Here is a 23,609-nt window from a genome sequence, read left to right as displayed (position 1 = left end):
GCAGAAAGGGATGAACACCGTGACACGACCCAGGATCCTGGTGGTTGGCGCAGGCTTCGCCGGCGTGGAGTGCGTCCGCCGTCTGGAACGGAAACTCTCCCCGGACGAGGCGGACGTCACGCTGGTGACGCCGTTCGCCTACCAGCTCTACCTGCCGTTGCTCCCCCAGGTCGCCTCCGGCGTGCTGACGCCGCAGTCGATCGCCGTCTCCCTGCGCCGCAGCAAGAAGTACCGCACGCGGATCATTCCGGGCGGGGCCGTCGGCGTCGACCTGAAGGCCAAGGTCTGCGTCATCCGCACCATCACCGACCAGATCGTCAACGAGCCGTACGACTACATCGTGCTGGCCCCCGGCAGCATCACCCGCACCTTCGACATCCCCGGTCTGACGGACCACGCGTTCGGGATGAAGACGCTCGCCGAGGCGGCGTACATCCGGGACCACGTCATCTCGCAGCTCGATCTGGCCGACGCGAGCCAGGACCCGGACGAGCGGGCCTCGCGGCTGCAGTTCGTGGTGGTCGGCGGCGGCTACGCGGGCACCGAGACCGCGGCGTGCCTGCAGCGTCTGACGCACGCGGCCGTGAAGCGCTACCCGCGGCTGGACCCGGGGCTGATCAAGTGGCATCTGATCGACATCGCGCCGAAGCTGATGCCGGAGCTCGGCGAGAAGCTCGGCAGCAGCGCGCAGGAGATCCTGCGGCGGCGGGGCATCGAGATCTCCCTGGGCGTCTCCATCGCGAAGGCGGGCCCCGAGGAGGTCACCTTCACCGACGGGCGGGTGATCCCGACCCGCACACTGATCTGGACCGCCGGGGTCGTCGCCAGCCCGCTCATCGCCACGCTAGGCGCCGAGACGGTCAAGGGGCGGCTCGCCGTCGCCCCCGAGATGAACCTGCCGGGCAACGACGGGGTGTTCGCGCTCGGCGACTCGGCCGCGGTGCCCGACCTGGCCAAGGGCGACGACGGCGCCATGTGCCCGCCCACCGCGCAGCACGCCCTGCGGCAGGGCAAGCATGTCGCCGACAACGTCATCGCGGCGCTGCGGGGGCAGGCGATGCAGCGCTACGTCCACAAGGACCTCGGGCTCGTCGTCGACCTCGGCGGCACCGACGCGGTCTCCAAGCCGCTGGGCATCGAACTGCGCGGTCTGCCCGCCCAGGCCGTCGCCCGCGGCTACCACTGGTCGGCGCTGCGCACCAACGTGGCCAAGACGCGGGTGATGACGAACTGGCTGCTCAACGCGGTCGCCGGCGACGACTTCGTACGGACCGGCTTCCAGACCCGCAAGGCCGCCCGGCTGAAGGATTTCGAGTACACGGACGCCTATCTGACGCCGGAACAGGTACGGGAGCACATCGAGGGGACCGGTCGACGGGACTAGACGGGGGCTGGGCGGGGTCGAAGGGGAGCTTCCGATTCCGGCATGACATGCTGAGACGCGGATCTTGGTGTGGGTCGGGAGAGAGTGCGGCGGCGTGAGGGCAGCGGGACGGTCGGTGTGGACAGGTCTGCGGGACCGGATCGCGGCGTCCGACCCCGGACTGCTGCGTCTGACGGCAGGGTTGCGCACGGTCGGCGCCATCACGCTCACCCTGGCCGTGCTCAGCCTGTTCGGGGCCGATGTGCACCAGCTGGTGGCGGGGGCCATGGCGGCGATGGTCGCCACCTTCGCCATCCGGGAGAAGCAGCTCGGCCCCCAGGCCGTGACCCTGGCGCTGGGCCTGCCGGTGGCGCTGGCCTCCGTCTCCCTGAGCGCGATGCTCAGCGCGCGGGTCTACGTCGGTGACATCTTCTTCGTCGTCCTGATCTTCTGCGCGGTCTACGGCCGCCGCTTCGGCGACCGCGGCACCGCGCTCGGACTCATCGGCTTCCAGGTCTACTTCCTGTCCCTCTTCGTCGGCGTCACCGTCTCCTCGCTGCCCGCGCTGTGCGGCGTCATCGCGGTGGCTTTCTGCTGCAGTGCCGTACTGCGCTTCGCGGTGGTGCCGGCGACGCCCACGGGCGTCCTGATGCGGCTGCGGCTGGCCTTCCGCGCCCGGCTGGCCCAGCTGGTGTCCGCGCAGCTCGACCTCCTCGACGCCGACGGGGACGAGATGGACAAGGCACTGAACGCCGTGCGCGAGGGCACCGCGCGGCTGCACGAGACCGCCATGATGATCCAGGCCCAACTGGACGAGGGCACCCCGGACGAGTCCGTGGCGCGCCTCGTGCAGCGCCGGGTCGCGGACGCGGAGATCGCCGCCGAGCGGCTCGGTCTGCTGCTGCTGACCGCCCGCAGCGCCGAGCGGGCCGACACGCTCACCCTGCACCTGCCGGGCGCGCCCGCGCCGTCGCTGGGCGGCGCCCCGGCGGTGCCGGACGAGGCCACCGCCACGCTCCGCCGGGATCTCGAGGCGCTGCGCACCCTCGTGCTGCGGGCCGGGAGCGGCGACACGGGCACCGCGCTGGCCCACCTGCGCAACCGGCTGCTCGGCTACCGGGACGAGGACAACCTTCCGGCCGCGCCCGCCGCCGTCCAGGACGTCTTCCGGGGCATCGGCGAGGCGGCCCGCGCGGTGATGGGTCTGCGGATCGCGCTGGACGGCCCGCAGGACGAGTCGGACGACACCCCCGCCACGGCCCGCTCCCGCGAGGAGCTGGACGCCGAGGACGCCGCGATCGACGGCGGCGGCGAGGAGCCGTCCGTGGAGGAGGAGACAGGGCTGCGGCGGCCCACCACGCGTGCCGCCGTGCAGGTCGCCGTCGGTTCGACGCTGGCCATCGTGGGCGGCGAGCTGCTGTCCACTCAGCGCTGGTACTGGGCGGTGCTGACCTGCTGGATCGTTTTCCTGAACACCGCCTCGACGGGCGAGATCCTCGTCAAGGGCTACCGGCGGCTGCTCGGCACGGTGTTCGGCGTGGTGGCCGGAATCGTGCTGGCGGGCGTGGTCGGGCAGCACACCTGGACGGCGTTCGCGCTGGTGCTGGTGCTGATCTTCGCGATGTTCTACTCGGCGCCCTTGTCGTACACGCTGATGTCGTTCTTCGTCACGGCGATGCTGGGGCTGCTGTACACGCTGCTGCACACCTACAGCCTCGACGTGCTGGTGCTGCGGGTGGAGGAGACCGCTCTCGGCGCGGTCTGCGGCGTGGTGGCGGCGGCGCTGGTCCTGCCGGTGCGGACCGACCGCCGTACGAACGAGTTGCTCGGCACCGTGCTCGAGCGGCTGGCCGACGTCACCGAGGCGGCGGTCGGGCAGCTCAGCGGCGGGCCCGCGGACGAGTTGCTGGACAAGGCGCGTGACCTGGACCAGGCGCTGGCCGACCTGCGGGCCGCCACGCAGCCGCTGACCCATCCGGTCACGCCGCTGCGGGCCCGGCGCCACACGGCCCGGTACGTGGTGGCGCTGCTGGAGACGTGCGCGTACCACGCGCGGACGCTGGCGGCGACCGCCGAGCTGCTGCCCACGCATCCCTCGATCGCGGCGGACCCACGGCTGCGCGGGGCCGCGGCGCGGACCGTGCGCAACATCGGGACCATCGCGGCCCGGGTCGAGGACGAGCACACCGGTGCCCGGGTGGAGACCGGCCCGAGCATCGCCTCGCTGCTGGGGTCCGACGCCGGCACCCCGCGCTACGGCCGGATCACCGACCGCGTGCTGCGGCACCTGGAGCGACTGGACGAGGCCGTGGTGGGCCTGGCCAGGCCGCTGGGCGTGCCGGTGGGGGAACCCCGGGGCTGAGGCGATTACGCCTCAGAAGTCCGTGGGCAGTCCGCTCACCTCGGCGATGCCCCGGAGCTCCTCGGTCTGCCGGTGCCGTTCCTTGATGTAGTCGGCTATCTCGCCGAGGCGGTCCGGGTCGGACGCCGTGGTCGCGTCCGTGACGATCCGGACCGGGCCGGTCTCGTCGACGTCGAGTTCGACCACTTCGTTGTCCAGGCGGCCGGTGACGGCGGTGGCGATGACGAGGGCCACCTCGTCCCGCACCTCCTGGGGCAGTTCGTCGCCGTCCCCTGAGTCGAGCGCGAAGTCGAGGCTGGACAGGCGCTCCTCGTCGATCGCCTCGAGAACCGGTTCCACCACGCGCATCAGGAGGCGGTAGTCCTCGGTGTCCATCCGGATGCGCAGGAGGTCCAGGTACATGTCCACGGGCCGGTCGTCGCCATGCGGAATCTCGGAATCGCTCATTGGCTTCGTGTTCCCCGTACGACGCGCCTCAGACGCGTCGCCAGCGGGCCATGGCGAAGGAGAACACCCCGAACAACACGAGCCCGGCCGCGACGCCGACCAGCAGCCAGGGGCCGAGCGGGGTGTCGGCGAAGGCCCGCAGGGTGTCGTCCAGGCCCTTGGCCTTGTCGGGCTCGTAGTCGATCGCGGCGCGCACGGCGAAGACACCGGCCACGGCGAAGACCAGCCCCCGGGCGGCGCCGCCGGCCACGCCGGTGACGTCCACCAGCCGCCGGGTGCGCGGGCCCATCTGCCCGAGCCGGAGCTTGTCGTGGTACTTGCGCAGGACCGCGCGTACGCCGATCCATCCGCCCGCGGCGACGATCGCGAGCCCGGCCGCGCCGACCAGCCACTGCCCGCCGGGTAGCTCCAGGGCCCGGGCGGTGGCGTCCCGGGACTGCTGGTCGCTGGAGCCGCCGCCGCTCTGGTGACGGCTGGCCGCGAAGGACAGCACGGAGTAGGCGACGAAGGCGTAGAACACGCAGCGGACCGCTGCCATCAGCCGCTTGCGGGCGCTGCGGCCGTCCTTTCCGACGGAGCCGAAGACCACCTCGGACAGCCGCCACAGGGCCATGCCGACGAGCCCGATGCCCAGGGCCCAGAGCAGCACCGCTCCGAACGGCTTCTGCGAGATGGCCGCCAGGGCTCCCCCGCGGTCGGCCTGCTCCTTGGTGTCGCCGAAGGCGATCTGCAGCGCCAGCGCGCCGACCAGCAGATAGATCACGCCCCGGGCCGCGAATCCCGCCCGTGCCGCCCCCTCGGTCACCGAACCCTTTGCCGCCCGTCGAGCTCGGAACCGTCCGGTCTGTGCCAGCGCACTCGTGTTCATGTCGACCTCCCGGCGTTCCGCATGCCCCGGCCCGACGGCCACACACCCGGCCGGCCGGCGGACCGGCGCATTCCGGCCTGGCGGCCCAGGGGGCCCGGCCGTGGCTGGTGCGCGAAAGGGCCCGGCCGCGGCTGATGCCGTCGGCCGGGCCCCTTCTCGGGTCGCTCCTCGTAGGTCGGTCGGTCAGGCCGTGGTGGAGGTGCCGCCGCTGTCCCGGGCGCCCGTCCGCTGCCCCATGGCCTCGTCGCGCACACGGGCGCAGCTGCGGCTGATGAGACGGGAGACGTGCATCTGGGAGATGCCGAGGTGGTCGGCGATGCGGCTCTGCGTCATGTCCTCGAAGAAGCGCATGTAGAGAATGGCCCGTTCGCGTTCGGGCAGGCGGCGCAGTCCTTCCTTGGCGGACTCGCGGTCGACCACGACATCGTAGGAGGCGTCCGTGGAGCCGAGGGTGTCCGCGAGGCTGTAGCCGTCGTCGTCGGCGGAGAGCTCGGCGTCCAGCGACAGGGTGCTGAAGCTCTCCAGGGCCTCGATCCCGGCGCCGACCTCTTCCTCGGTCAGGCCGGTGTGGGCGGCGAGGTCCGCCACGGAGGGCTCGGGGCTGCCCGGGTTCTGGGTCAGTTCACGGCGGGCCACCCGCACCTTGTTGCGCAGTTCCTGCACCCGGCGGGGGACCCGCAGGGCCCACATCCGGTCCCGGAAGTGCCGCTTGACCTCGCCGGTGATGGTGGGGACGGCGTAGCTCTCGAAGGCTCCCCGGCTCGGGTCGAACCGGTCGACGGCCTTGACCAGCCCGAGCGCCGCGACCTGCTTCAGGTCCTCCAGCGACTCGCCGCGGTCGCGGAAGCGGCCGGCGATGCGATGGGCCATGGGCAGCCAGAGCGCGACGAGCTCGTCGCGGACCGCCTCCCGCTCGGGGCCCTCCTCCAGCTCCGCCAGCCGGGTGAAGAGGGCCGCGGTGTCAGGGGCGTCGTCGTGCCGCCGCCGGGTGGCGGTGGTCGTCGTCGTTCCGGTCGTGACGGGGCGGTTGGTGGGCGTGTCGATGAGCATGCGGATTCGCTCCTGACAACGGTGATTTCAGGGTCTACCGCGGGAAGGTCGCTGCCCGGATCGCCTGGAGGGCCTCCGGGGGCAGCCATACCGCTCCCGCCGGCGCGCCTCCGGTCCGAAGCACGAGATTGCGACTGCCCTGCCCCCGGTGGAACAAACTCCACTTTGCTGTGCAATCTGCCCGGGAGCCGGCACCCGGGTTTTCAGGCGAGGGGTACGACGGCGGTGATGCACTTACCGCCGGCGGGCAGGTCCGCGACGCGGACGTCACGGGAGAGCCGGCACACGATGGGCCAGCCGTGGCCCCCGTGCCGCAGCCGTCCGTGCGGGTCGACGGGCGGCGCGGTCACGGGCAGTTCGTCACTGCGGTCGCTCACCGAGACTCGCACGCCGGGGCCGTCCACGTCGACCCGGAAGTCGGTGACGCCGCCGCCGTGCAGGATCGCGTTGGTCGTCAGTTCCGAGACGACCAGCAGCGCGTCGGACAGGGCGTCGGCGTCACACGGGGTGTGCGTGTCGCGGCAGCGCTCGGCCACGGCTCGCTCCACGGCCCGGCGCGCCTCGGCTGGTTTGCACGGCCGGGCCCGGTCCGCGCCGAGCGGCCCGAATACGGATTCGATCATGTGCTCGTCGCACATCCTGCAGCTCCCTGGTCGGTGAAGACGGGAAGCCGGGTCCGGCCCGCGTTCCCGCGGCCGCCCGCACGGGCCCGCCTGGGGCTCACGGTGCCCGCTGCTTCCTTCAACCTGCCGCGGCGTTCGGGGCGCGCACCTCGCGAGCGCCGCGGTCCTCTTCTCTTCGGCTGACCTCTCCCCGCACCTGCAAACCTCCGGTCCGCCTCCTCCTGCCGAAAAGCGCCCGAACGGCCGCCGGCCGGTGCCATCTCGGCGCGTTGTGGGGGTAGGCGGGGTGCATGACCGATGTGGTGGACTCGGACGAACTGCTGCGGCGCATCCGGCGCGCGAGGGCCTGCGCGATGCGGGAAGAGCGGACGTGGCATGCCAGGAGCGAGGAACTGAGCGCGACCGACCCCAAGGGGGCCAGGGACGCGACCGTACGAAAGATGTCCTACGAGGCGGTGGTCACGGTGCTGGACGAGATTCTGACGCCGGGCAAACACAGTCCTGAGGGCTGACCGGGGCCCGGTACAGAAGGTGAAACGGGTCACCCGACCCGGTCGGGGGTGCACACACGACCCTCAGATGGTTTATCGTTCATTCATACGTGGTGGCGGAGTCGAACCCGTGGTCCTCCGTCCATCACCGCTATCGGCCCTGGCTGGTCTCCCCCGTCCAGCCAGGGCTTTTTCATGCCCGGAGAAAGTTGGGCACGCCGAGGTGCCCGCGGCCGCGCCAGCGGCTGAAATGGGCGTAGGGAGAAAGCACCGGAAGTCGACCTCCCGGCGAGGAGCTCCGCGTCATGACCAAAGCGATCAAACTCCTGACCGCCCTGCCTCCGTCGCAGCGGCACCGTCTGATGACGCTCGCGCGGGAGGTGTCCTTCGCCGAGGACACCCGGATCTTCGAGGCGGGCGGCGTGGCCGATCGCTTCTGGGTCATCCGCTCCGGCGCGGTCTCCCTGGACCAGGAGGTCAACTCCCTGCAACGGGTGACCGTGGCCAGCCTCGGCGCCGGCGACCTGCTCGGCTGGTCCTGGCTGTTCCCGCCGCACACCTGGGACTTCGGCGCGGTGGCGTTCAGTCCCGTACGGGCCTACGAGTTCGACGCGGCGGCGGTGCTGGAGCTGTGCGAGGAGGATTCCCAACTGGGGCTGCTGCTGGTGCGGTCGGTCGCCGAGGTGCTCGCGCACCGGCTGGAGATGACCCGGGGCAAGCTGATGGAGCAGTACACACTGCACCGGCGAGGGGTGCTGTGAGCGCTCAGACGCGGTAGCGGCGCAGTGCCGGTACCGCGGCGGCCAGCGCCAGCATCACGGCGACGACCAGCAGGCCGCCGCCCGTGACGGCGGTGCGGGGGCCGAAGGCGGAGCCCGCCGTGCCGTGCAGTACGTCGGCGAGGCGCGGGCCGCCCGCCACGACGACGGTGAAGACGCCCTGCATGCGCCCACGCATCTCGTCGGTGGCGGCGGACAGCAGGATCGCTCCCCGGAAGACCATCGAGACCATGTCGGCCACCCCGGCCACGGCGAGGAAGACCACGCCGACCCACAGACTGCCGCTCAGTCCGAATCCCGCGATGGCCGCGCCCCACGCGACCACCGCCCCGATGACCATCCAGCCGTGCCGGCGGGCCCGGGAGAAGGTGCCGGAGAACAGTCCGCCGAGCACGGCGCCTATGGGGATCGCCGCGAACAGCAGGCCCAGCGCGAGTCCTTCGCCGTAGGGCGCGTAGGTCTGGGCGGCGAGCTGCGGGAACAGGGCGCGCGGCATGCCGAGGACCATGGCGATGATGTCGGCGAGGAACGACAGCAGCAGCACGGTGTGCCCGGAGATGTAGCGGAATCCGGCGGCGATCTCCCGCAGCCCCGCGCGGCGCTTGCCCGTACCGGCCAGGGGCGGCAGCGGCGGCAGCCGGTACACCGCCCACACCGTGACGCACAGGGCCAGGGCGTCGATCAGATAGAGCTCGGGCAGGCCGATCACGGGGATGAGGGCGCCGGCGAGCAGCGGGCCCGCCACCTGGCCGGTCTGCATCACGGTAGAACCCAGGGCGCCCGCCGCCGGCAGTTCGTCCTCGGGGACCAGCCGGGCGATGGAGGCGGTGCGGGCCGGGGCGTTCAGGCCCCAGAAGGCCTGCTGCAGCGCGAGCAGCACCATGAGCGCGGCCACCGACTCCAGACCGGCGAAGGCCTGGAGCCAGAAGAGCAGCGAGGTGACGGCGATGCCGCAGTTGGTGATCAGCAGCAGCTTGCGCCGGTCCATGGTGTCGGCGATCGCCCCGCCCCACAGCGCGAACACGATCAGGGGCACGAGGCCCGCCAGGCTCGCCGCGCCCACCCAGGCCGAGGAGCCGGTGATGTCGTAGATCTGCTTGGGCACGGCGACGGCGGTGAGCTGGCTGCCGACGGCCGTGACGACGGTCGAGCCCCACAGCCGCCGGTAGGCGGGGCGGCGCAGGGGGCGGGTGTCCATGGCCCAGCGGCGCCAGCCTCGGCGCCGGGGTGCCTCCGGCGCCGGATCCCGCTCTCGCTCCGTGCTCTCGCTCGTGTCCACTCGCCGCTTCCTGGATGCTCGCTACATCTACCGGGCCGGGGATCACTATCCCACCGGCCGCCGGGCGCCCCGGAGCCGAGGTGTCAGCTTCCGGCGATGAGCGCGGCACCGAGCACGATCATGGTGGCGGCGAGCACACCGTCCATGACGCGCCAGGCGGCGGGCTTGGCGAGGAAGCGGCCGAGCAGCCGGGCACCGAAGCCGAGGGCGGTGAACCAGCACAGGCTGGCCAGCACGGCGCCGAGACCGAACGTCCAGCGCAGCGTGCCGTGGTCGGCGGCGACGGAGCCCAGCAGGAACACCGTGTCGAGGTAGACGTGCGGGTTGAGCCAGGTCAGCGCCAGGCAGGTGAGCACGGCCCGGCGGGCTGATCCGGCCGCCTCCCCCTCTGCCCGGAGGCCGCCGCCCGGCCGGATCGCCCGGCGGGCGGCGAGGGCGCCGTAGCCGAGCAGGAAGGCGCCGCCGATCCAGCCGACCGCCGTCAGCGCGCTCGGCCATGCCACCACCACCGCGCCGACGCCGCCGACCCCGAGCGCGATGAGGGCGGCGTCGGAGAGGGCGCAGATGCCGACGACGGCGAGGACGGCTTCGCGGCGGACCCCCTGGCGCAGGACGAAGGCGTTCTGCGCGCCGATGGCGACGATGAGGGACAGTCCGGTGCCGAATCCCGCGGCTGCGGCGGTGAAGGTGCTGGTCATGACCTCGACGCTACGGACGGGGCCGCCTCGGGTACAGCTAAAGATTCTTACGTATCATTAACGCACGTGATGACTTCCGTGATGCCGGACCTGCCGCTGGACCAGGTGCGAACCCTGCTCGCGGTCGTGGACGAGGGCACCTTCGACGCGGCGGCGGCCGCGCTGCATGTGACGCCGTCGGCGATCAGCCAGCGGGTGAAGGCGCTGGAGGAGCGCACGGGGCGGGTCCTGCTGCTGCGGACCAAGCCGGTGCGGCCCACCGAGTCGGGCGAGGTGCTGGTGCGGCTGGCCCGCCAGGTGGCGCGGCTGGAGCGCGACGCGTACGCGGAGCTGGGCCTGAGCGGCACCGGCGAGCCGACCCGGGTCTCGGTGGCGGTGAACGCGGACTCGCTCGCCACCTGGTTCCTGGGGGTGCTCACGCGTGTGCCGGAGGAGCTGCGGCTCTACTTCGAGCTGCGCCGTGAGGACGAGGACCACACGGCGGCGCTGCTGCGGGAGGGCGTGGTGATGGCCGCGGTGACCTCGTCGCCGGACGCCGTACCGGGCTGCTCGGTGCGCTCCCTCGGGCGGATGCGCTACGTCCCGGTGGCCGCGCCGGACTTCGCGGCACGCCACCTCGGCGGCCCCCTGGAGCAGGTGCTTCTCGAGGTGCCCGTCGTGACCTTCGACCGCAGGGACGACTTCCAGGACGGCTTCGTCCGCCGGCTCACCCGGGGGCGGAGCAGCGCGAGCGCGCTGCGGCACTACGTGCCGACGTCGGAGGGGTTCGTCGACGCCGTGGCCGCCGGACTGGGCTGGGGCCTGGTGCCCGAGGCCCAGGCAGATCCCCTGCTGCGCACCGGCGGGCTCGTCGGGATCGCCTCCGGCCGGACGGTCGACGTGCCGCTGTACTGGCAGCAGTGGAAGCTCGACTCCCCGGCGCTGGCGCAGGTCGCGGAGACGGTGACGGAGACCGCCGCGGAGGCGCTGCGCACCTGAGGGCGTGCCGCCCTACTCCCCGACGCTGTCCCACTGCGTCGCCGCGCTGTCCAGCAGCATGTCCAGGGCCGTCGGATAGGCGCTGGTCAGCATGCGGGTGGCGAGCAGGGGTGCCGCTTCCGCGATACGGGGATGGGTGGTGGCGGGCAGGCGGGCGTACGTCGAGCGCCACATCTCCTCGTCGGCGCGCAGGGAGGCGGTGGGCAGCGCCAGCGAGGCGGCGTCGAGTGCGGCGAAGGCCAGGGTGGTGTCGACGAAGGCGTGGTAGATCCGTACCGCGTCCGGCAGCGGGAAGCCCGCCGTGCGCAGGACGTCCAGGACCGCCTCGTCGGCCGCGAGTTCGTGGGCCCGGCCCGAGACGCGGCTGGCGGTGAGCACCGCCGCCTGCGGATGTGCCACGTACGCGGCGTGGATGCGCAGCCCGACGGCCCGCAGGTCCGCCCGCCACTCCCCCGTGGGCGCCCAGCCGCCGAGCGCCTGCCCGATCAGCGCGTCGCCGATGGCGAGCGTCAGGTCGTCCATGCCCCGGAAGTACCGGTAGAGCGTGCTCGGGTCGGCGTCCAGGGCCAGGCCGAGCCTGCGGGCGGTCAGTCCCGCGCTGCCGTGTTCGTGCAGCATGCGCAGCGCCGTCTCGACGATCAGCTCCTCGGACAGCACGGTGCCGCTCTTGGTGGGCCTTCGCCGACGGCGTTTCTCCTCGGGCACCACGGGCTTCGGCACGACGGCTCCCTCCTTATGCCAACGCCATTGACCTTAAGACAGGGGGCGGCGTTTCATCTCCTCAAGGGCCCGCCACGTTCTTCGCAAAAAGGGAGTTTCTGTCATGCGTGTACTGCTCGTGGGCGCCGGCGGTGTGGGCGGCGCGATCACCCGTATCGCGGCCCGGCGGCCCTTCTTCGAGGCGATGGTGGTGGCCGACTACGCCCCGGCCCGGGCCGAGGCGGCGGTCGCCGCGCTCGGCGGCGACACGCGGTTCACCGCCGAGCAGGTGGACGCCGGGGACGAGACGGCGGTGGCCCGTCTGCTGGCGCGGCACCGCTGCGACGTCCTGCTGAACGCCACCGACCCCCGGTTCGTGATGCCGCTGTTCCGGGCGGCCCGCGCGGCGGGCGCCACCTATCTCGACATGGCGATGTCGCTGTCCCACCCGCACGGGGAACGGCCGTACGCGGAGTGCGGGGTGAAGCTCGGCGACGAGCAGTTCGCTCAGGCGGCCGACTGGGAGAAGGAGGGGGTGCTGGCCCTCGTCGGCATGGGGGTGGAGCCGGGCCTTTCGGACGTCTTCGCGCGGTACGCCGCCGACGAACTCTTCGACGAGATCGAGGAGATCGGCATCCGGGACGGCGCGAACCTGACCGTCGACGGCTACGACTTCGCGCCCTCGTTCAGCATCTGGACCACCATCGAGGAATGCCTCAACCCCCCGGTCGTCTACGAGAGCGACCGCGGCTGGTTCACCACCGCGCCCTTCAGCGAGCCCGAGGTCTTCGACTTCCCCGAGGGCATCGGCCCGGTCGAGTGCGTCAACGTGGAGCACGAGGAGGTGCTGCTCGTCCCGCGCTGGGTCGACGCACGCCGGGTCACCTTCAAGTACGGCCTGGGCCGGGAGTTCGTCGAGACGCTGAAGACGCTGCATCTGCTGGGCCTGGACCGCACCGACCCGGTGACCGTGCCGGGGCCGGACGGGCCGGTGGCGGTCTCACCCCGGGACGTGGTCGCCGCGTGCCTGCCCGACCCGGCGACCCTGGGCGAGCTGATGCACGGCAAGACGTGTGCGGGCACCTGGGTGCGGGGCGTCAAGGACGGGAAGCCGCGCGAGGTGTACCTCTACCACGTGGTCGACAACCAGTGGTCCATGAAGGAGTACGGCAGTCAGGCCGTGGTGTGGCAGACCGCCGTCAACCCGGTCGTCGCCCTCGAACTCCTCGCCACCGGCGCCTGGTCCGGCACGGGTGTGCTCGGCCCGGAGGCGTTCCCGGCCGGACCGTTCCTGGACCTGCTGACGGCCTACGGTTCACCCTGGGGCATGCGCGAGCAGTGACCCGTCGTCCGTGCGAATTTGTTTCACGAGGCATCGACAGGTGACCCGAAAAGGAGTAATCATCCGAACGGGCACGTTTCTACTGTGATGCAGGTGACTTCGATGGACAACTGGCGAGACCACGCTGCCTGCCGGCACGAGGACCCCGAGCTCTTCTTTCCGATCGGCACCACGGGCCCGGCCCTGCTGCAGACGGAGCAGGCCAAGTCGGTGTGCCGGCGCTGCCCGGTTCAGGACGAGTGCCTGCAATGGGCCATGGACACGGGCCAGTCCATCGGCGTGTGGGGCGGCACGAGCGAGACGGAACGGCGTGCGCTGAAGCGGCGCACGGCGGCCCGGCGCCGCTCCGGCTGACGTCCCTCCACCGGCCGTTCGAGAGGGCCGGGGTTACGCTCGCGGCAGACCCGTCCGTCACAGAAGGGGCCGGCCATGAGCGTGCGCGTCCGCCGTGTCTACGATCCGCCCGAGCCGGCCGACGGCACACGTGTCCTGGTCGACCGGCTGTGGCCGCGCGGACTGTCGAAGGACGCGGCGCGGGTGGACGAGTGGCCGAAGGCGATCACCCCGTCGACGGAGCTGCGCCGCTGGTACCACGCGGGCGAGGCCTCCTACGAGGAGTTCGCCGAGCGGTACGAGGCGGAGCTCGACGGCGGTGAGGCCGCCGAACTCCTCGGCCGGGTACGGGATCTGGTCCGCGAGGGCGAGGTGACCCTGCTGACCGCGTCCAAGACGCCGGAGCAGAGCCACGCGACGGTACTGGCCCGCCTCCTCGAAGGCTGAGGAGGCGGGCCCGGGCGCGTCAGGCGGTCTGCTTGGCCGCCGCCCGCCCCGCCGCCCGGCCCGAGAAGAGGCAGCCGCCGAGGAAGGTACCCTCCAGCGCGTTGTAGCCGTGGACCCCGCCGCCGCCGAAACCGGCGACCTCGCCGGCCGCGTACAGCCCCTCCACCGGCTTGCCGTCGGCCCCGAGGGCGCGGGAGTCGAGGTCGGTCTGGATGCCGCCGAGGGTCTTGCGGGTGAGGATGTGCAGCTTGACGCCGATCAGGGGGCCGGCCGCCGGGTCGAGGATGCGGTGCGGGGTGGCGACCCGGCCGAGGCGGTCGCCGATGTAGCGGCGGGCGTTGCGGATGCCCTGCACCTGGGCGTCCTTGGCGTAGGGGTTGGCGAGCTGCAGGTCGCGCGCCTCGATCTGGCGCTTGATCCCGGCCGTGTCGAGGAGCGGCTTGTCGGTGAGGTCGTTCATCTTCGCGACGAGCTGTTCGATGCCGGGCGCGGTCACGAAGTCGGCGCCCTTGCGCAGGAACGCGTCGACCGGGCCGGGGGCGCCCTTGCCGAGGATGCGTTCCTTGAGGAACCCGGCGCGGTCCTTGGCCGTGATGTCGGGGTTCTGCTCGGAGCCCGACAGGGCGAACTCCTTCTCGATGATCTTCTGGGTGAGGATGAACCAGGAGTGGTCGTACCCGGCGATGTCCTCGGTGGTGCGCAGATGCTTCAGCGTGCCGAGGGTGTCGTAGCCGGGCAGGTACGGCCCCGGCAGGCGGCGGCCGAGGGCGTCGAACCACATCGAGGACGGTCCGGGCAGGATGCGGATGCCGTGGCCGGGCCAGATGGGGTCCCAGTTCTGAAGGCCCTCGGTGTAGTGCCACATGCGGTCGCGGTTGACCAGCCGTACGCCCGCCTCGGCGCTGATGTCGAGCATCCGCCCGTCGACGTAGGCCGGTACGCCGGTGACCATCTCCTGCGGCGGGGTGCCGAGGCGCTCGGGCCAGTGGCGGCGGACGATGTCGTGGTTGGCGCCGATGCCGCCGCTGGTGACGATGACGGCCTGGGCGGTGAGTTCGAACTCGCCCATGGGGTCGCGGTTGGAGGCGACGCCGCGGGGTGAGGTGTCCTCGGCCAGGACCGTGCCGCGCACCCCCCGGGCGGTGCCGCCTTCGACGATCAGTTCGTCGACGCGGTGGCGGTGGTGGAAGGTGAGCAGGCCGTCGCGCGCGGCCTGCTTGGCGTAGCGGACGAAGGGTTCGACCACGCCGGTGCCGGTGCCCCAGGCGATGTGGAAGCGGGGCACGGTGTTGCCGTGCCCGTGCGCCGTGAGGTCGCCGCGCTCGGCCCAGCCGACGGTGGGCAGGAAGGTGATGCCGTGCCCGTCCAGCCAGGAGCGCTTCTCCCCCGCGGCGAACTCGACGTAGGCGCGCGCCCAGCGCACGGCCCAGGAGTCCTCGTCGTCCAGCCGGTCGAAGCCGGCGCTGCCCCGCCAGTCGCTCCAGGCGAGGTCGAAGGAGTCCTTGATGCCCAGGCGCCGCTGCTGCGGCGAGTCCACGAGGAACAGCCCGCCGAAGGACCAGAAGGCCTGCCCTCCGAGGTTGGCGGCGTTCTCCTGGTCGACGAGGGCGACCCTGCGGCCCTTGCTGGTCAGCTCGTGTGCCGCGACCAGGCCGGCGAGGCCCGCTCCTACGACGATGGCGTCGGCATCCATGGCGACCGTTCCCTTCCTCAGTTCTGATCGGGGGTGCCGCTGCCGTCGGTCAGCAGGGCCGTGAGCAGTTGCTTCAGCCAGGCGCGGGCGTGTTCGACGTCCCGGTCCAGCAGCAGTTGGGTGGTGACGCCGTCGTACGCGGCGACCACGGCACGGGCGGCGCCGTCCGTGTCGCCCAGGACGGCGGGCAGTGCGGTGTGCCCGCGGGCCCGGCCGAGCCGGTCGGCGATCGCCTGTCGCAGCCGCGCGCGGTGTTCCAGCAGGCTGCGGGCCACGTCCGGGTCGCGGGCCGCGTGCACGAGGAAGTCCGTCTTCACCAGGAGCCAGTCCCGGTCGAGGAGCAGCACGTCGGTGACGCGGTCCACGGCCGCCGGCACGTCGAGGCCGGGCCCGTCGAGGGCGAGGGCCCCCGACACCTGCTCGGCGATCAGGTCGGCGCGCTCGCGGTAGAGGGCGAAGAACAGCTCGTCGAGGCTGGAGAAGTTGGAGTAGAAGGCGCCTCGGCTGTAGCCGGCGGCCTCGCAGACCTCCTCGATGGAGACATGTCCGAAGCCCTTGGCCGCGAACACGGAGAAGGCCGCCTCCAGGAGGTTGGCCCGCGTGCGCACCCGGCGCCTGGTCACCCGCCCCGTCGTCCCCTCCACGGCCATGTCCGGCCCCCTTTCGATACATGACTGTATTCGATACACCGATGTATCGAAAGCCTCACGTCGCGAAGCCTCGCAATTCGATGGAACATATTTTCGATTACGGAGTACGCTGGGCGCATGCACCTCCAGGGCTCCCTCTTCGACCAGACCGACGAGCTGCGCCTCGGTCCTCTCGACGGGATCAGCCGTACCGACCTCGGTTTCGGCGCCTGGCTCGACACCCTGCCCACATGGCTCAGCGGTTCCGACGACCTGTTCGAAAAGCTGGCCGCCGAGGTGCCGTGGCGGGCGGAGCGGCGCACGATGTACGACCACGTCGTCGACGTCCCCCGGCTGCTCGCGTTCTACGGCGCGGACGACCCGCTGCCGCACCCGGTCCTGGCCGAGGCGAGGGACGCCCTGTCCGCGCACTACGCCGGTGAACTGGGCGAGCCGTTCACCACGGCCGGGCTCTGCTACTACCGCGACGGCCGGGACAGTGTGGCCTGGCACGGCGACCGGATCGGACGCGGCGCCCGCGAGGACACGATGGTCGCCATCCTGTCGGTGGGAGCACCCCGGGATCTGCTGCTGCGCCCGATGCGGGGCGGCCGGGACACCGTGCGCCGGCCTCTGGGCCACGGCGACCTCGTCGTGATGGGCGGCTCCTGCCAGCGCACCTGGGAGCACTCCGTGCCCAAGAGCACGCGCGCGACGGGGCCGCGCGTCAGCGTCCAGTTCCGCCCGCACGGCGTGCACTGAGACGGCCCGAACCGCACTGCCGCACAGGGCCCGTTGAAGGCGGACCCGGTGATTCCGCCTGTCGCCGGGTCTGCTTTCCTTCTTCCGTCGGGCTGGGACCACACAACGCGGGGCGATCATGCGGGCAGACGTACGGCAAGTCGCGGACGGCACCTACCTGGTGCACGGCTCCAACACCAACTGGGTGATCCTCACGGAGGGGGACGCCGTCACCCTGGTCGACACCGGCTACCCCGGGGACCGGGAGCAGGTCCTCGCCTCGCTCACGGAGGTGGGCAGCTCCCCGGAGGCGGTCGCGGCCGTGCTGATCACGCACGCGCACAACGACCACCTGGGTTCCGCCGAGTACCTGCGCGCCACGTACGGCACGCCCGTCTATCTGCACGAGGCCGAAGTGCCGCACGCGCGCCGGGAGTTCCTGCACCAGGTGTCCGTCGGGACGGTACTGAAGAACGGCTGGCGGCCCGGTGTGCTGCCGTGGGTGGTGCACGCGCTGCGCTCCGGCGGCACCACGCACAACCCGGTCACGGCCCCCGAGCCGTTCCCGGCGGCGGGCGCCCTGGACCTGCCGGGCCGTCCCGTCCCGGTGCACACGCCGGGCCACACCGACGGGCACTGCGCCTACCACGTACCGGGCACCGGTGTGCTGATCTCCGGCGACGCCCTGGTCAGCGGGCACCCCACCTCGCGGATCGAGGGGCCGCAGCTGCTGCCGGACATGTTCCACCATGAGCGCCCGCGTGCCGTGGCCTCCCTGGACGTGCTGGCGGAGCTGGAGGGCGAGCTGCTGCTGCCCGGGCACGGGCCGGTCCACCGCGGCCCGGTGCGGGACGCCGCGCTCCGGGCCCGCGAACGCGCCCTCTAATCTGATGTGACGATCGGCGGCGAGACAAGGACACCCGGCCCATGGCACTGCAGATCAGCGCGACCAACCCGGAGCATCCCGCGCTCCTGCTGGAACTGCCGTGGGACGTTCCCCTGGAGGAGTGGCCGGAGGAGTACCTGGTGCCGCTGCCGCGCGGCATCTCCCGGCACGTGGTGCGCTACTCCCGGGCCGGCGACGAGGTGATCGCCGTCAAGGAACTGGCCGAGCGGCCCGCGCAGCGCGAGTACGACATGCTGCGCGACCTGGACCGGCTCGGCATCCCGTCGGTGGACCCCCTCGCCGTGGTGACCGGCCGCACCACCGCCGACGGCGCCCCGCTGGAGAGTGTCCTGATCACCCGGCACCTGGGCGGCTCGATGCCGTATCGCTCGATGTTCGAGACGACCATGCGCCCGGCCACCATGCACCGGCTGATGGACGCGCTCGCCGTGCTGCTGGTGCGGCTGCACCTGGCCGGGTTCGCCTGGGGCGACTGCTCGCTGTCCAACACCCTCTTCCGGCGGGACGCCGGCGCCTACGCCGCCTATCTGGTGGACGCCGAGACCGGTGATCTGCATCCCCAGCTCAGCGTCGGCCAGCGCGAGTACGACCTGGACCTCGCCCGGGTGAACATCAGCGGGGAGCTGCTGGACCTGGAGGCGTCCGGGGCGCTGCACCCGTCCGTGGACCCCATCGAGTTCGGCATGGAGATCTGCGCCCGCTACCGCACCCTGTGGGACGAGCTGACCCGCACCTCCGTCTATCCGGCCGGCAAGTACCAGTACATCGAGCGCCGGATCCGCCGCCTGAACGAACTCGGCTTCGACGTCGCGGAGATGCAGATCGAGCACGCCTCGAACGGTGACACGGTCAGCTTCGTGCCCAAGGTCGTCGACGCGGGCCACCACCAGCGGCAGTTGCTGCGCCTGACCGGCCTCGACACGGAGGAGAACCAGGCCCGGCGGCTGCTGAACGACCTGGAGAGCTGGATGGCGACCCAGGACGACTACGCGCCGGGCGACCCCCTGGGGGCCCGCCCGGAGGTCCTCGCGCACCGCTGGGTGCGGGAGGTGTTCCGGCCGACCGTGCGGGCCGTGCCGCCCGAACTGCGCGGCGCCGTGGACCCGGCGGAGATCTACCACCAGCTCCTCGAACACCGCTGGTACATGTCCGAGCGGGCCCAGCACGACATCGGCATCGAGACCGCGGTCGAGGACTACATCCAGAACATCCTGCCCAAGGCCCGCAAGACGCTGCAGCCGACCGCGGACTGAGCCGGAGCGTCCGTCAGGCGTGAGTCGGCCTTACGGCACCACGGCGACCGGGCAGTCCGCGTGGTGCAGCATGCCGTGCGCCACCGAGCCGATCCGGGCGCCGACGGCCGTACGGTGCGCCCGGCGGCCCACGACCATGAGCTGGGCCGTCCCGGCCACCGACAGCAGGACCTGGGAGGCGCTGCCCATCTCCACGTGCTCCTCCACCGGCACGTCGGGGAAGCGGTCCCGCCACGGCCGGACCGCCGCGTCCAGGCTCTTCCTCTCGTACGGCTCCAGTCCCCCGGCCTCGTCGAGGAGCTTCAGCGAGCCCGGGCTGTAGGCGAACACGGGCGGCAGGGTCCAGGCCCGTACGACCCGCACGGTCGCGCCGCGCGCGGCCGCCGTCTCGAAGGCGAAGCGCAGCGCGTCGGCACTGTCCTCCGGGTCGCCCTGCTGGCCCACGACGATCTCGCGCCCGGCGGCCTCGGCGGAGGGTGCGTCGCCCGCGCGGACGAGGACGACGGGCCGGGCGGCCTCGGCGATCACCTGCTGGCCGACCGAGCCGAGCAGGAAGCCGACGATCCGCCCGTGCCCGCGCGAGCCCAGCACCAGCAGCTCGGCGTCGGCAGCGGCGGCGAGCAGGGTGTCGACGGCCGGCCCCTCCACGATGTCGGTGGACACGTCGAGGTCCGGGTGCCGTTCGGTGACGGTCCCGACGGCCTCGTTCACCGCGGCGCGCACCCATTCCGCCTGGCCGTCGGCGTCCCCGGCGATCCGCGCTTCGGGCGCCTCCTGCGGCTGGGGCCGCCAGGCGTGCACCACCCGCAGTGCCAGCCCGCGCCGCTCCGCCTCCCGGGCCGCCCAGGACAGAGCGGCGAGGCTCTCCTGCGATCCGTCGACTCCTGCGGTGATCGGGCGTGTCATCCGGCTGCCTCCCTGAGAAACGGTCACTGCGTGCGTCCAGTCTTCACTACCCCCCTTCGCCACCCCTACGGGTTCCGGACCGCCCGGGATGATCTCCGTTTCGAAAGCGCCGCGCGGCGATCGAACATACGATGGGCGAAGGCCGGCGCGGCGCCCCGGGACGCCGCGTCGTGAGTCGACCGCCCGGTGTGGGGGACGTATGGCACAGGCCGCCGACGCGGCGCGGACCGTCATATTGACCGTGGACGACGACCCGGGGGTCTCCCGGGCGGTGGCCCGGGATCTGCGGCGGCGGTACGGCGCCTCGTACCGGATCGTGCGCGCGGAGTCCGGCGAGTCCGCGCTCGACGCGCTGCGGGAGCTGAAGCTGCGCGGCGATCTCGTGGCGGTGATCCTGGCCGACTACCGGATGCCGCAGATGAACGGCATCGAGTTCCTCGAACAGGCCCTGGACGTGTACCCGGGCGCGCGGCGGGTGCTGCTGACGGCGTACGCGGACACCAACGCGGCGATCGACGCGATCAACGTCGTCGACCTCGACCACTACCTCCTCAAGCCGTGGGACCCGCCCGAGGAGAAGCTCTACCCGGTCGTGGACGACCTGCTCCAGGCGTGGCGGACCAGCGACTTCCGGCCGGTGCCCAGCACCAAGGTCGTCGGGCACCGCTGGTCGTCGCGGTCCTCGGACGTACGGGAGTTCCTGGCCCGCAACCAGGTGCCGTACCGCTGGTACTCCGCCGAGGAACCGGAGGGCCGGCGGCTGCTGGCCGCGGCCGGCACGGACGGGATGCGGCTGCCGGTGGTCATCACGCCGGACGGGACGCCCCTGGTCGAACCGGAGGCAGTCGACCTCGCCGCCCGGGTCGGTCTCGCGACGACCCCGACGGCCGACTTCTACGACCTGGTCGTGATCGGCGGCGGACCGGCCGGGCTCGGCGCGGCCGTCTACGGTGCCTCCGAGGGGCTGCGCACCGTGCTGGTGGAGCGGTCGGCGACCGGCGGCCAGGCGGGGCAGAGCTCACGCATCGAGAACTACCTGGGCTTCCCCGACGGCGTGTCGGGCGGGCAGCTCACCGACCGGGCACGGCGGCAGGCGGCGAAGTTCGGCGCCGAGATCCTCACCGCGCGCGAGGTGACGGCGCTGGAGGTCAACGGCGCCGCCCGGATCGTCCGGTTCTCCGACGGCTCGGCGGTCGCCGCGCACAGCGTGATCCTCGCGACCGGCGTGTCCTACCGGCAGCTCGCCGCGCCCGGCTGCGACGACCTGACCGGCTGCGGGGTGTTCTACGGGTCGGCCCTGACGGAGGCCCCCTCCTGCCAGGGGCAGGACGTGTACATCGTGGGCGGTGCCAACTCCGCCGGGCAGGCGGCGATGTATCTGTCCCGGGGCGCCAAGTCGGTGACGCTGCTGGTGCGGGGCGAGTCGCTGTCGGCGTCGATGTCGCACTACCTGATCCAGCAGATAGACGACGCGCCCAACATCCAGGTGCGCTCCCGTACGGTCGTCGAGGCCGCGCACGGCGACGGGCATCTGGAGCGGCTGACCCTGCGGGACGTGGAGAGCGGTCAGACCGAACAGGTCGACGCGCAGTGGGTGTTCGTTTTCATCGGCGCCGCCCCGCTGACCGACTGGCTGGACGGCACGGTGCTGCGGGACGAACGGGGTTTCATCCTCGCCGGGCCCGACCTGACCTCCGACGGCCGCCCGCCCGAGGACTGGGAGCTGGACCGGCCGCCGTACCACCTGGAGACGAATGTGCCCGGCGTGTTCGTGGCGGGCGACGCCCGTGCCGAGTCCGCCAAGCGCGTCGCGTCCGCCGTCGGAGAGGGAGCCATGGCCGTGATGCTCGTCCACCGGTATCTGGAGCAGTCATGAGCGGGCAGTCGATGCCCTGCAACCCCCAGGAGATCGGGGCGCTGTTCCTGTTCGAGAAGCTCACGCCCGAGCAGCTCGGCAGGCTGTGCGGCGAGGGGCGGGTGGAGCGCTTCGAGCCCGGCCCGGTGTACACCGAGGGCGATCCCGCCACCTGCTTCTATGTGATGCTCGAGGGCACGGTCGTGCTGTACCGCCGGGTCGGCGGGGACGATGTGGAGGTGTCCCGGACCTCGCAGCGCGGGGTGTACGCGGGGTCCATGCAGGCGTATCTGGGCGACCGGGTGCGGCAGGTCTACAACAACTCCATGCGCGTCACCGAGCCGACGCGGTTCTTCGTGCTGCCCGCCGACACGTTCGCGGACATCATGCAGGAGTGGTTCCCGATGGCGGTGCATCTGCTGGAGGGGCTGTTCTTCGGCTCGAAGAGCACCCAGCGGGCCATCGGGCAGCGCGAGCGGCTGCTGGCGCTGGGCTCGTTGTCCGCGGGGCTCACCCACGAGCTCAACAACCCCGCCGCGGCGGCGGTACGGGCGACCGCGACCTTGCGGGAGCGGGTCGGCAAGATGCGGCACAAGCTGGCGATCATCGCGCAGGGTTCCTACTCCCCCGAGGTCATGGCGAACCTCATCGACATCCAGGAGCGCACCGCCGAGCGGGTCGCCAAGGCACCCGTGCTGAGCCCGCTGGAGGCCTCCGACCGGGAGGACGTGCTCAGCGACTGGCTCGACGACCGGGGTATCCCGGACGGCTGGCGGATCGCGCCGACGTTCGTCCAGGCCGGTCTCGACGAGGACTGGCTGGACCAGGTCGCGGCGGCCGTCGACGAGGACATGCTGCCGAGCGCGATCGGGTGGCTCAACTACACCGTCGAGACCGAGCTGCTGATGGACGAGATCAACGACTCGACCACCCGCATCTCGCATCTCGTCGACGCGGCGAAGCAGTACTCGCAGCTCGACCGGGCGCCCTTCCAGAACGCCGATGTGCACGAACTCCTCGACTCCACGCTACTGATGCTGTCGGCCAAGATCGGCAAGGAGATCAAGGTCGTCAAGGAGTACGACCGGACGCTGCCGAGGATCCCGGCGTACCCGGCCGAGCTCAACCAGGTGTGGACGAACCTCATCGACAACGCGGTGTCGGCCATCAACAGCGCGGGCGGTGAGGGGACGTTGACCGTGCGGACGGCTCCGGACCACGACCGGCTGCTGGTGGAGTTCCGGGACAGCGGCGTCGGGATCCCGGCGGCCGACCGGGGGCGGATCTTCGATCCCTTCTTCACGACGAAACCCGTGGGTGAGGGGACCGGGCTCGGGCTCGACATCTCCTGGCGGATCGTGGTCAACAAGCACCACGGGAGCATCCAGGTGGAGTCGGAGCCGGGGGACACACGCTTCCAGGTGCTGCTTCCGCTCACATCGGTCGAGGAGGAGCCTTCATGAGTGGCGACAGTGGTGACAGTCGTGACAACGGGATCGACCCGGGTGTGCCGCCGAGCGGCAACGGGTGCGTGGAGTGCGAGGCCGGTGGCGGGTGGTGGTTCCATCTGCGGCGATGTGCGCAGTGCGGGCATGTGGGGTGCTGTGACAGTTCGCCCGCGAAGCATGCGACGGGGCATTTCCGGGCGACCGGGCATCCCTTGGTGCAGAGCTTCGAGCCCGGTGAGAACTGGTACTGGGACTACTCGGCGAACGAGTTGTACGAGGCCGGCCCGGAGTTGGCTCCGCCGGGGAGTCATCCTGCGGATCAGCCCACGCCGGGGCCTGCGGGGCGGGTGCCGGTCGACTGGGCGAAGGTGTTGCGGGCCTAGGAGCTCGGGACTGTCTGTTCGGTGGCGGCTGCGGG

Annotated in this window: 24 protein-coding genes; 14 read left to right on the top strand and 10 right to left on the bottom strand. The window is 72.0% G+C overall.

Features of this window, described 5'->3' with window-relative positions:
* Positions 1-10: 10 nt before the first annotated feature.
* Together KJK29_RS37905 and KJK29_RS37900 are read left to right on the top strand one after the other, a co-directional pair.
* Positions 11-1,384, top strand: coding sequence for an NAD(P)/FAD-dependent oxidoreductase (locus tag KJK29_RS37905; protein WP_215124605.1), 1,374 nt, complete (start codon positions 11-13; stop codon positions 1,382-1,384).
* Between the two features lie 94 nt (positions 1,385-1,478).
* Positions 1,479-3,725: an FUSC family protein gene (locus KJK29_RS37900; RefSeq protein ID WP_215123953.1), complete on the top strand. Its 2,247-nt coding sequence runs from the start codon at positions 1,479-1,481 to the stop codon at positions 3,723-3,725.
* Positions 3,726-3,737: 12 nt separating this feature from the next.
* On the opposite strand, the gene KJK29_RS37895 is transcribed toward KJK29_RS37900, so the two are convergent.
* From KJK29_RS37895 to KJK29_RS37880, 4 genes are all read right to left on the bottom strand, one after another.
* On the bottom strand, positions 3,738-4,172 hold the full coding sequence (locus tag KJK29_RS37895) for a hypothetical protein (RefSeq protein WP_215123952.1): 435 nt from the start codon (positions 4,170-4,172) through the stop codon (positions 3,738-3,740).
* A gap of 28 nt (positions 4,173-4,200) precedes the next feature.
* Positions 4,201-5,040 carry a DUF1206 domain-containing protein gene (locus KJK29_RS37890; RefSeq protein ID WP_215123951.1) on the bottom strand — a complete coding sequence of 280 codons (840 nt, stop codon included), beginning with the start codon at positions 5,038-5,040 and terminating at the stop codon, positions 4,201-4,203.
* Positions 5,041-5,223: 183 nt separating this feature from the next.
* Entirely contained in the window at positions 5,224-6,090 is an 867-nt protein-coding gene (locus KJK29_RS37885; protein ID WP_215123950.1) for a SigB/SigF/SigG family RNA polymerase sigma factor, read from the bottom strand.
* A gap of 203 nt (positions 6,091-6,293) precedes the next feature.
* A complete protein-coding gene (locus KJK29_RS37880) occupies positions 6,294-6,728 on the bottom strand; it encodes an ATP-binding protein (RefSeq protein WP_215123949.1) in 435 nt (144 codons plus the stop codon).
* 275 nt (positions 6,729-7,003) lie between these two features.
* Between KJK29_RS37880 and KJK29_RS37875 the strand changes: the two genes are divergently transcribed.
* Both KJK29_RS37875 and KJK29_RS37870 read left to right on the top strand, forming a co-directional pair.
* Positions 7,004-7,225 (top strand): hypothetical protein, encoded by a 222-nt coding sequence (locus tag KJK29_RS37875; RefSeq protein ID WP_215123948.1) that lies wholly within the window; start codon positions 7,004-7,006, stop codon positions 7,223-7,225.
* Positions 7,226-7,509: 284 nt separating this feature from the next.
* Entirely contained in the window at positions 7,510-7,965 is a 456-nt protein-coding gene (locus tag KJK29_RS37870; protein WP_215123947.1) for a cyclic nucleotide-binding domain-containing protein, read from the top strand.
* Positions 7,966-7,969: 4 nt separating this feature from the next.
* Here the strand turns inward: KJK29_RS37870 and KJK29_RS37865 are convergent, their stop codons facing one another.
* Positions 7,970-9,262, bottom strand: a complete 1,293-nt coding sequence (locus tag KJK29_RS37865; RefSeq protein WP_215123946.1) for an MFS transporter — start codon at positions 9,260-9,262, stop codon at positions 7,970-7,972.
* A gap of 83 nt (positions 9,263-9,345) precedes the next feature.
* On the bottom strand, positions 9,346-9,960 hold the full coding sequence (locus KJK29_RS37860; RefSeq protein WP_215123945.1) for a LysE/ArgO family amino acid transporter: 615 nt from the start codon (positions 9,958-9,960) through the stop codon (positions 9,346-9,348).
* 69 nt (positions 9,961-10,029) lie between these two features.
* Here KJK29_RS37860 and KJK29_RS37855 point away from each other — a divergent pair, with 69 nt between their 5' ends.
* Entirely contained in the window at positions 10,030-10,938 is a 909-nt protein-coding gene (locus KJK29_RS37855; protein WP_370869218.1) for a LysR family transcriptional regulator ArgP, read from the top strand.
* Positions 10,939-10,950: 12 nt separating this feature from the next.
* On the opposite strand, the gene KJK29_RS37850 is transcribed toward KJK29_RS37855, so the two are convergent.
* Positions 10,951-11,658, bottom strand: coding sequence for a TetR/AcrR family transcriptional regulator (locus KJK29_RS37850; RefSeq protein WP_215123944.1), 708 nt, complete (start codon positions 11,656-11,658; stop codon positions 10,951-10,953).
* 103 nt (positions 11,659-11,761) lie between these two features.
* On the opposite strand from KJK29_RS37850, the gene KJK29_RS37845 reads away from it, so the two are divergent.
* The 3 genes from KJK29_RS37845 (at position 11,762) to KJK29_RS37835 (ending at position 13,759) form a co-directional block, all read left to right on the top strand.
* On the top strand, positions 11,762-12,979 hold the full coding sequence (locus KJK29_RS37845) for a saccharopine dehydrogenase family protein (protein ID WP_215123943.1): 1,218 nt from the start codon (positions 11,762-11,764) through the stop codon (positions 12,977-12,979).
* A 102-nt stretch (positions 12,980-13,081) separates the two neighbouring features.
* Entirely contained in the window at positions 13,082-13,333 is a 252-nt protein-coding gene (locus KJK29_RS37840) for a WhiB family transcriptional regulator (protein ID WP_215123942.1), read from the top strand.
* A gap of 75 nt (positions 13,334-13,408) precedes the next feature.
* Positions 13,409-13,759: a DUF488 domain-containing protein gene (locus KJK29_RS37835; protein ID WP_215123941.1), complete on the top strand. Its 351-nt coding sequence runs from the start codon at positions 13,409-13,411 to the stop codon at positions 13,757-13,759.
* A 19-nt stretch (positions 13,760-13,778) separates the two neighbouring features.
* On the opposite strand, the gene KJK29_RS37830 is transcribed toward KJK29_RS37835, so the two are convergent.
* Together KJK29_RS37830 and KJK29_RS37825 are read right to left on the bottom strand one after the other, a co-directional pair.
* The gene (locus KJK29_RS37830) at positions 13,779-15,452 is read right to left on the bottom strand and encodes an FAD-binding dehydrogenase (RefSeq protein WP_215123940.1); all 1,674 of its coding nucleotides are present in this window, start codon (positions 15,450-15,452) and stop codon (positions 13,779-13,781) included.
* A gap of 17 nt (positions 15,453-15,469) precedes the next feature.
* Positions 15,470-16,102, bottom strand: coding sequence for a TetR/AcrR family transcriptional regulator (locus KJK29_RS37825; RefSeq protein WP_215123939.1), 633 nt, complete (start codon positions 16,100-16,102; stop codon positions 15,470-15,472).
* A gap of 117 nt (positions 16,103-16,219) precedes the next feature.
* Between KJK29_RS37825 and KJK29_RS37820 the strand changes: the two genes are divergently transcribed.
* The 3 genes from KJK29_RS37820 to KJK29_RS37810 all read left to right on the top strand — a co-directional run bounded on the left by KJK29_RS37820 (position 16,220) and on the right by KJK29_RS37810 (position 18,982).
* On the top strand, positions 16,220-16,843 hold the full coding sequence (locus KJK29_RS37820; RefSeq protein WP_215123938.1) for an alpha-ketoglutarate-dependent dioxygenase AlkB: 624 nt from the start codon (positions 16,220-16,222) through the stop codon (positions 16,841-16,843).
* A 118-nt stretch (positions 16,844-16,961) separates the two neighbouring features.
* Positions 16,962-17,708 (top strand): MBL fold metallo-hydrolase, encoded by a 747-nt coding sequence (locus KJK29_RS37815; RefSeq protein WP_215123937.1) that lies wholly within the window; start codon positions 16,962-16,964, stop codon positions 17,706-17,708.
* A 41-nt stretch (positions 17,709-17,749) separates the two neighbouring features.
* Positions 17,750-18,982 (top strand): DUF4032 domain-containing protein, encoded by a 1,233-nt coding sequence (locus KJK29_RS37810; protein WP_215123936.1) that lies wholly within the window; start codon positions 17,750-17,752, stop codon positions 18,980-18,982.
* Positions 18,983-19,012: 30 nt separating this feature from the next.
* On the opposite strand, the gene KJK29_RS37805 is transcribed toward KJK29_RS37810, so the two are convergent.
* Positions 19,013-19,888 carry a universal stress protein gene (locus tag KJK29_RS37805; RefSeq protein WP_215123935.1) on the bottom strand — a complete coding sequence of 292 codons (876 nt, stop codon included), beginning with the start codon at positions 19,886-19,888 and terminating at the stop codon, positions 19,013-19,015.
* Between the two features lie 199 nt (positions 19,889-20,087).
* Here KJK29_RS37805 and KJK29_RS37800 point away from each other — a divergent pair, with 199 nt between their 5' ends.
* The 3 genes from KJK29_RS37800 to KJK29_RS37790 are packed head-to-tail and all read left to right on the top strand — an operon-like array spanning position 20,088 to position 23,574.
* Entirely contained in the window at positions 20,088-21,764 is a 1,677-nt protein-coding gene (locus KJK29_RS37800; protein WP_215123934.1) for an FAD-dependent oxidoreductase, read from the top strand.
* Positions 21,761-23,206: an ATP-binding protein gene (locus KJK29_RS37795; protein WP_215123933.1), complete on the top strand. Its 1,446-nt coding sequence runs from the start codon at positions 21,761-21,763 to the stop codon at positions 23,204-23,206. The genes KJK29_RS37800 and KJK29_RS37795 overlap by 4 nt, the downstream gene beginning before the upstream one ends.
* Positions 23,203-23,574 (top strand): UBP-type zinc finger domain-containing protein, encoded by a 372-nt coding sequence (locus KJK29_RS37790; protein WP_215123932.1) that lies wholly within the window; start codon positions 23,203-23,205, stop codon positions 23,572-23,574. The genes KJK29_RS37795 and KJK29_RS37790 overlap by 4 nt, the downstream gene beginning before the upstream one ends.
* The last annotated feature ends 35 nt before the right edge of the window (positions 23,575-23,609 follow it).

The organism is Streptomyces koelreuteriae (assembly GCF_018604545.1).
In the GTDB taxonomy this organism is placed as follows: Bacteria; Actinomycetota; Actinomycetes; order Streptomycetales; family Streptomycetaceae; genus Streptomyces; species Streptomyces koelreuteriae.
The sequence above is the reverse complement of the archived record's forward strand: the minus strand, read 5'-3'. Positions and strand labels throughout refer to the sequence as shown.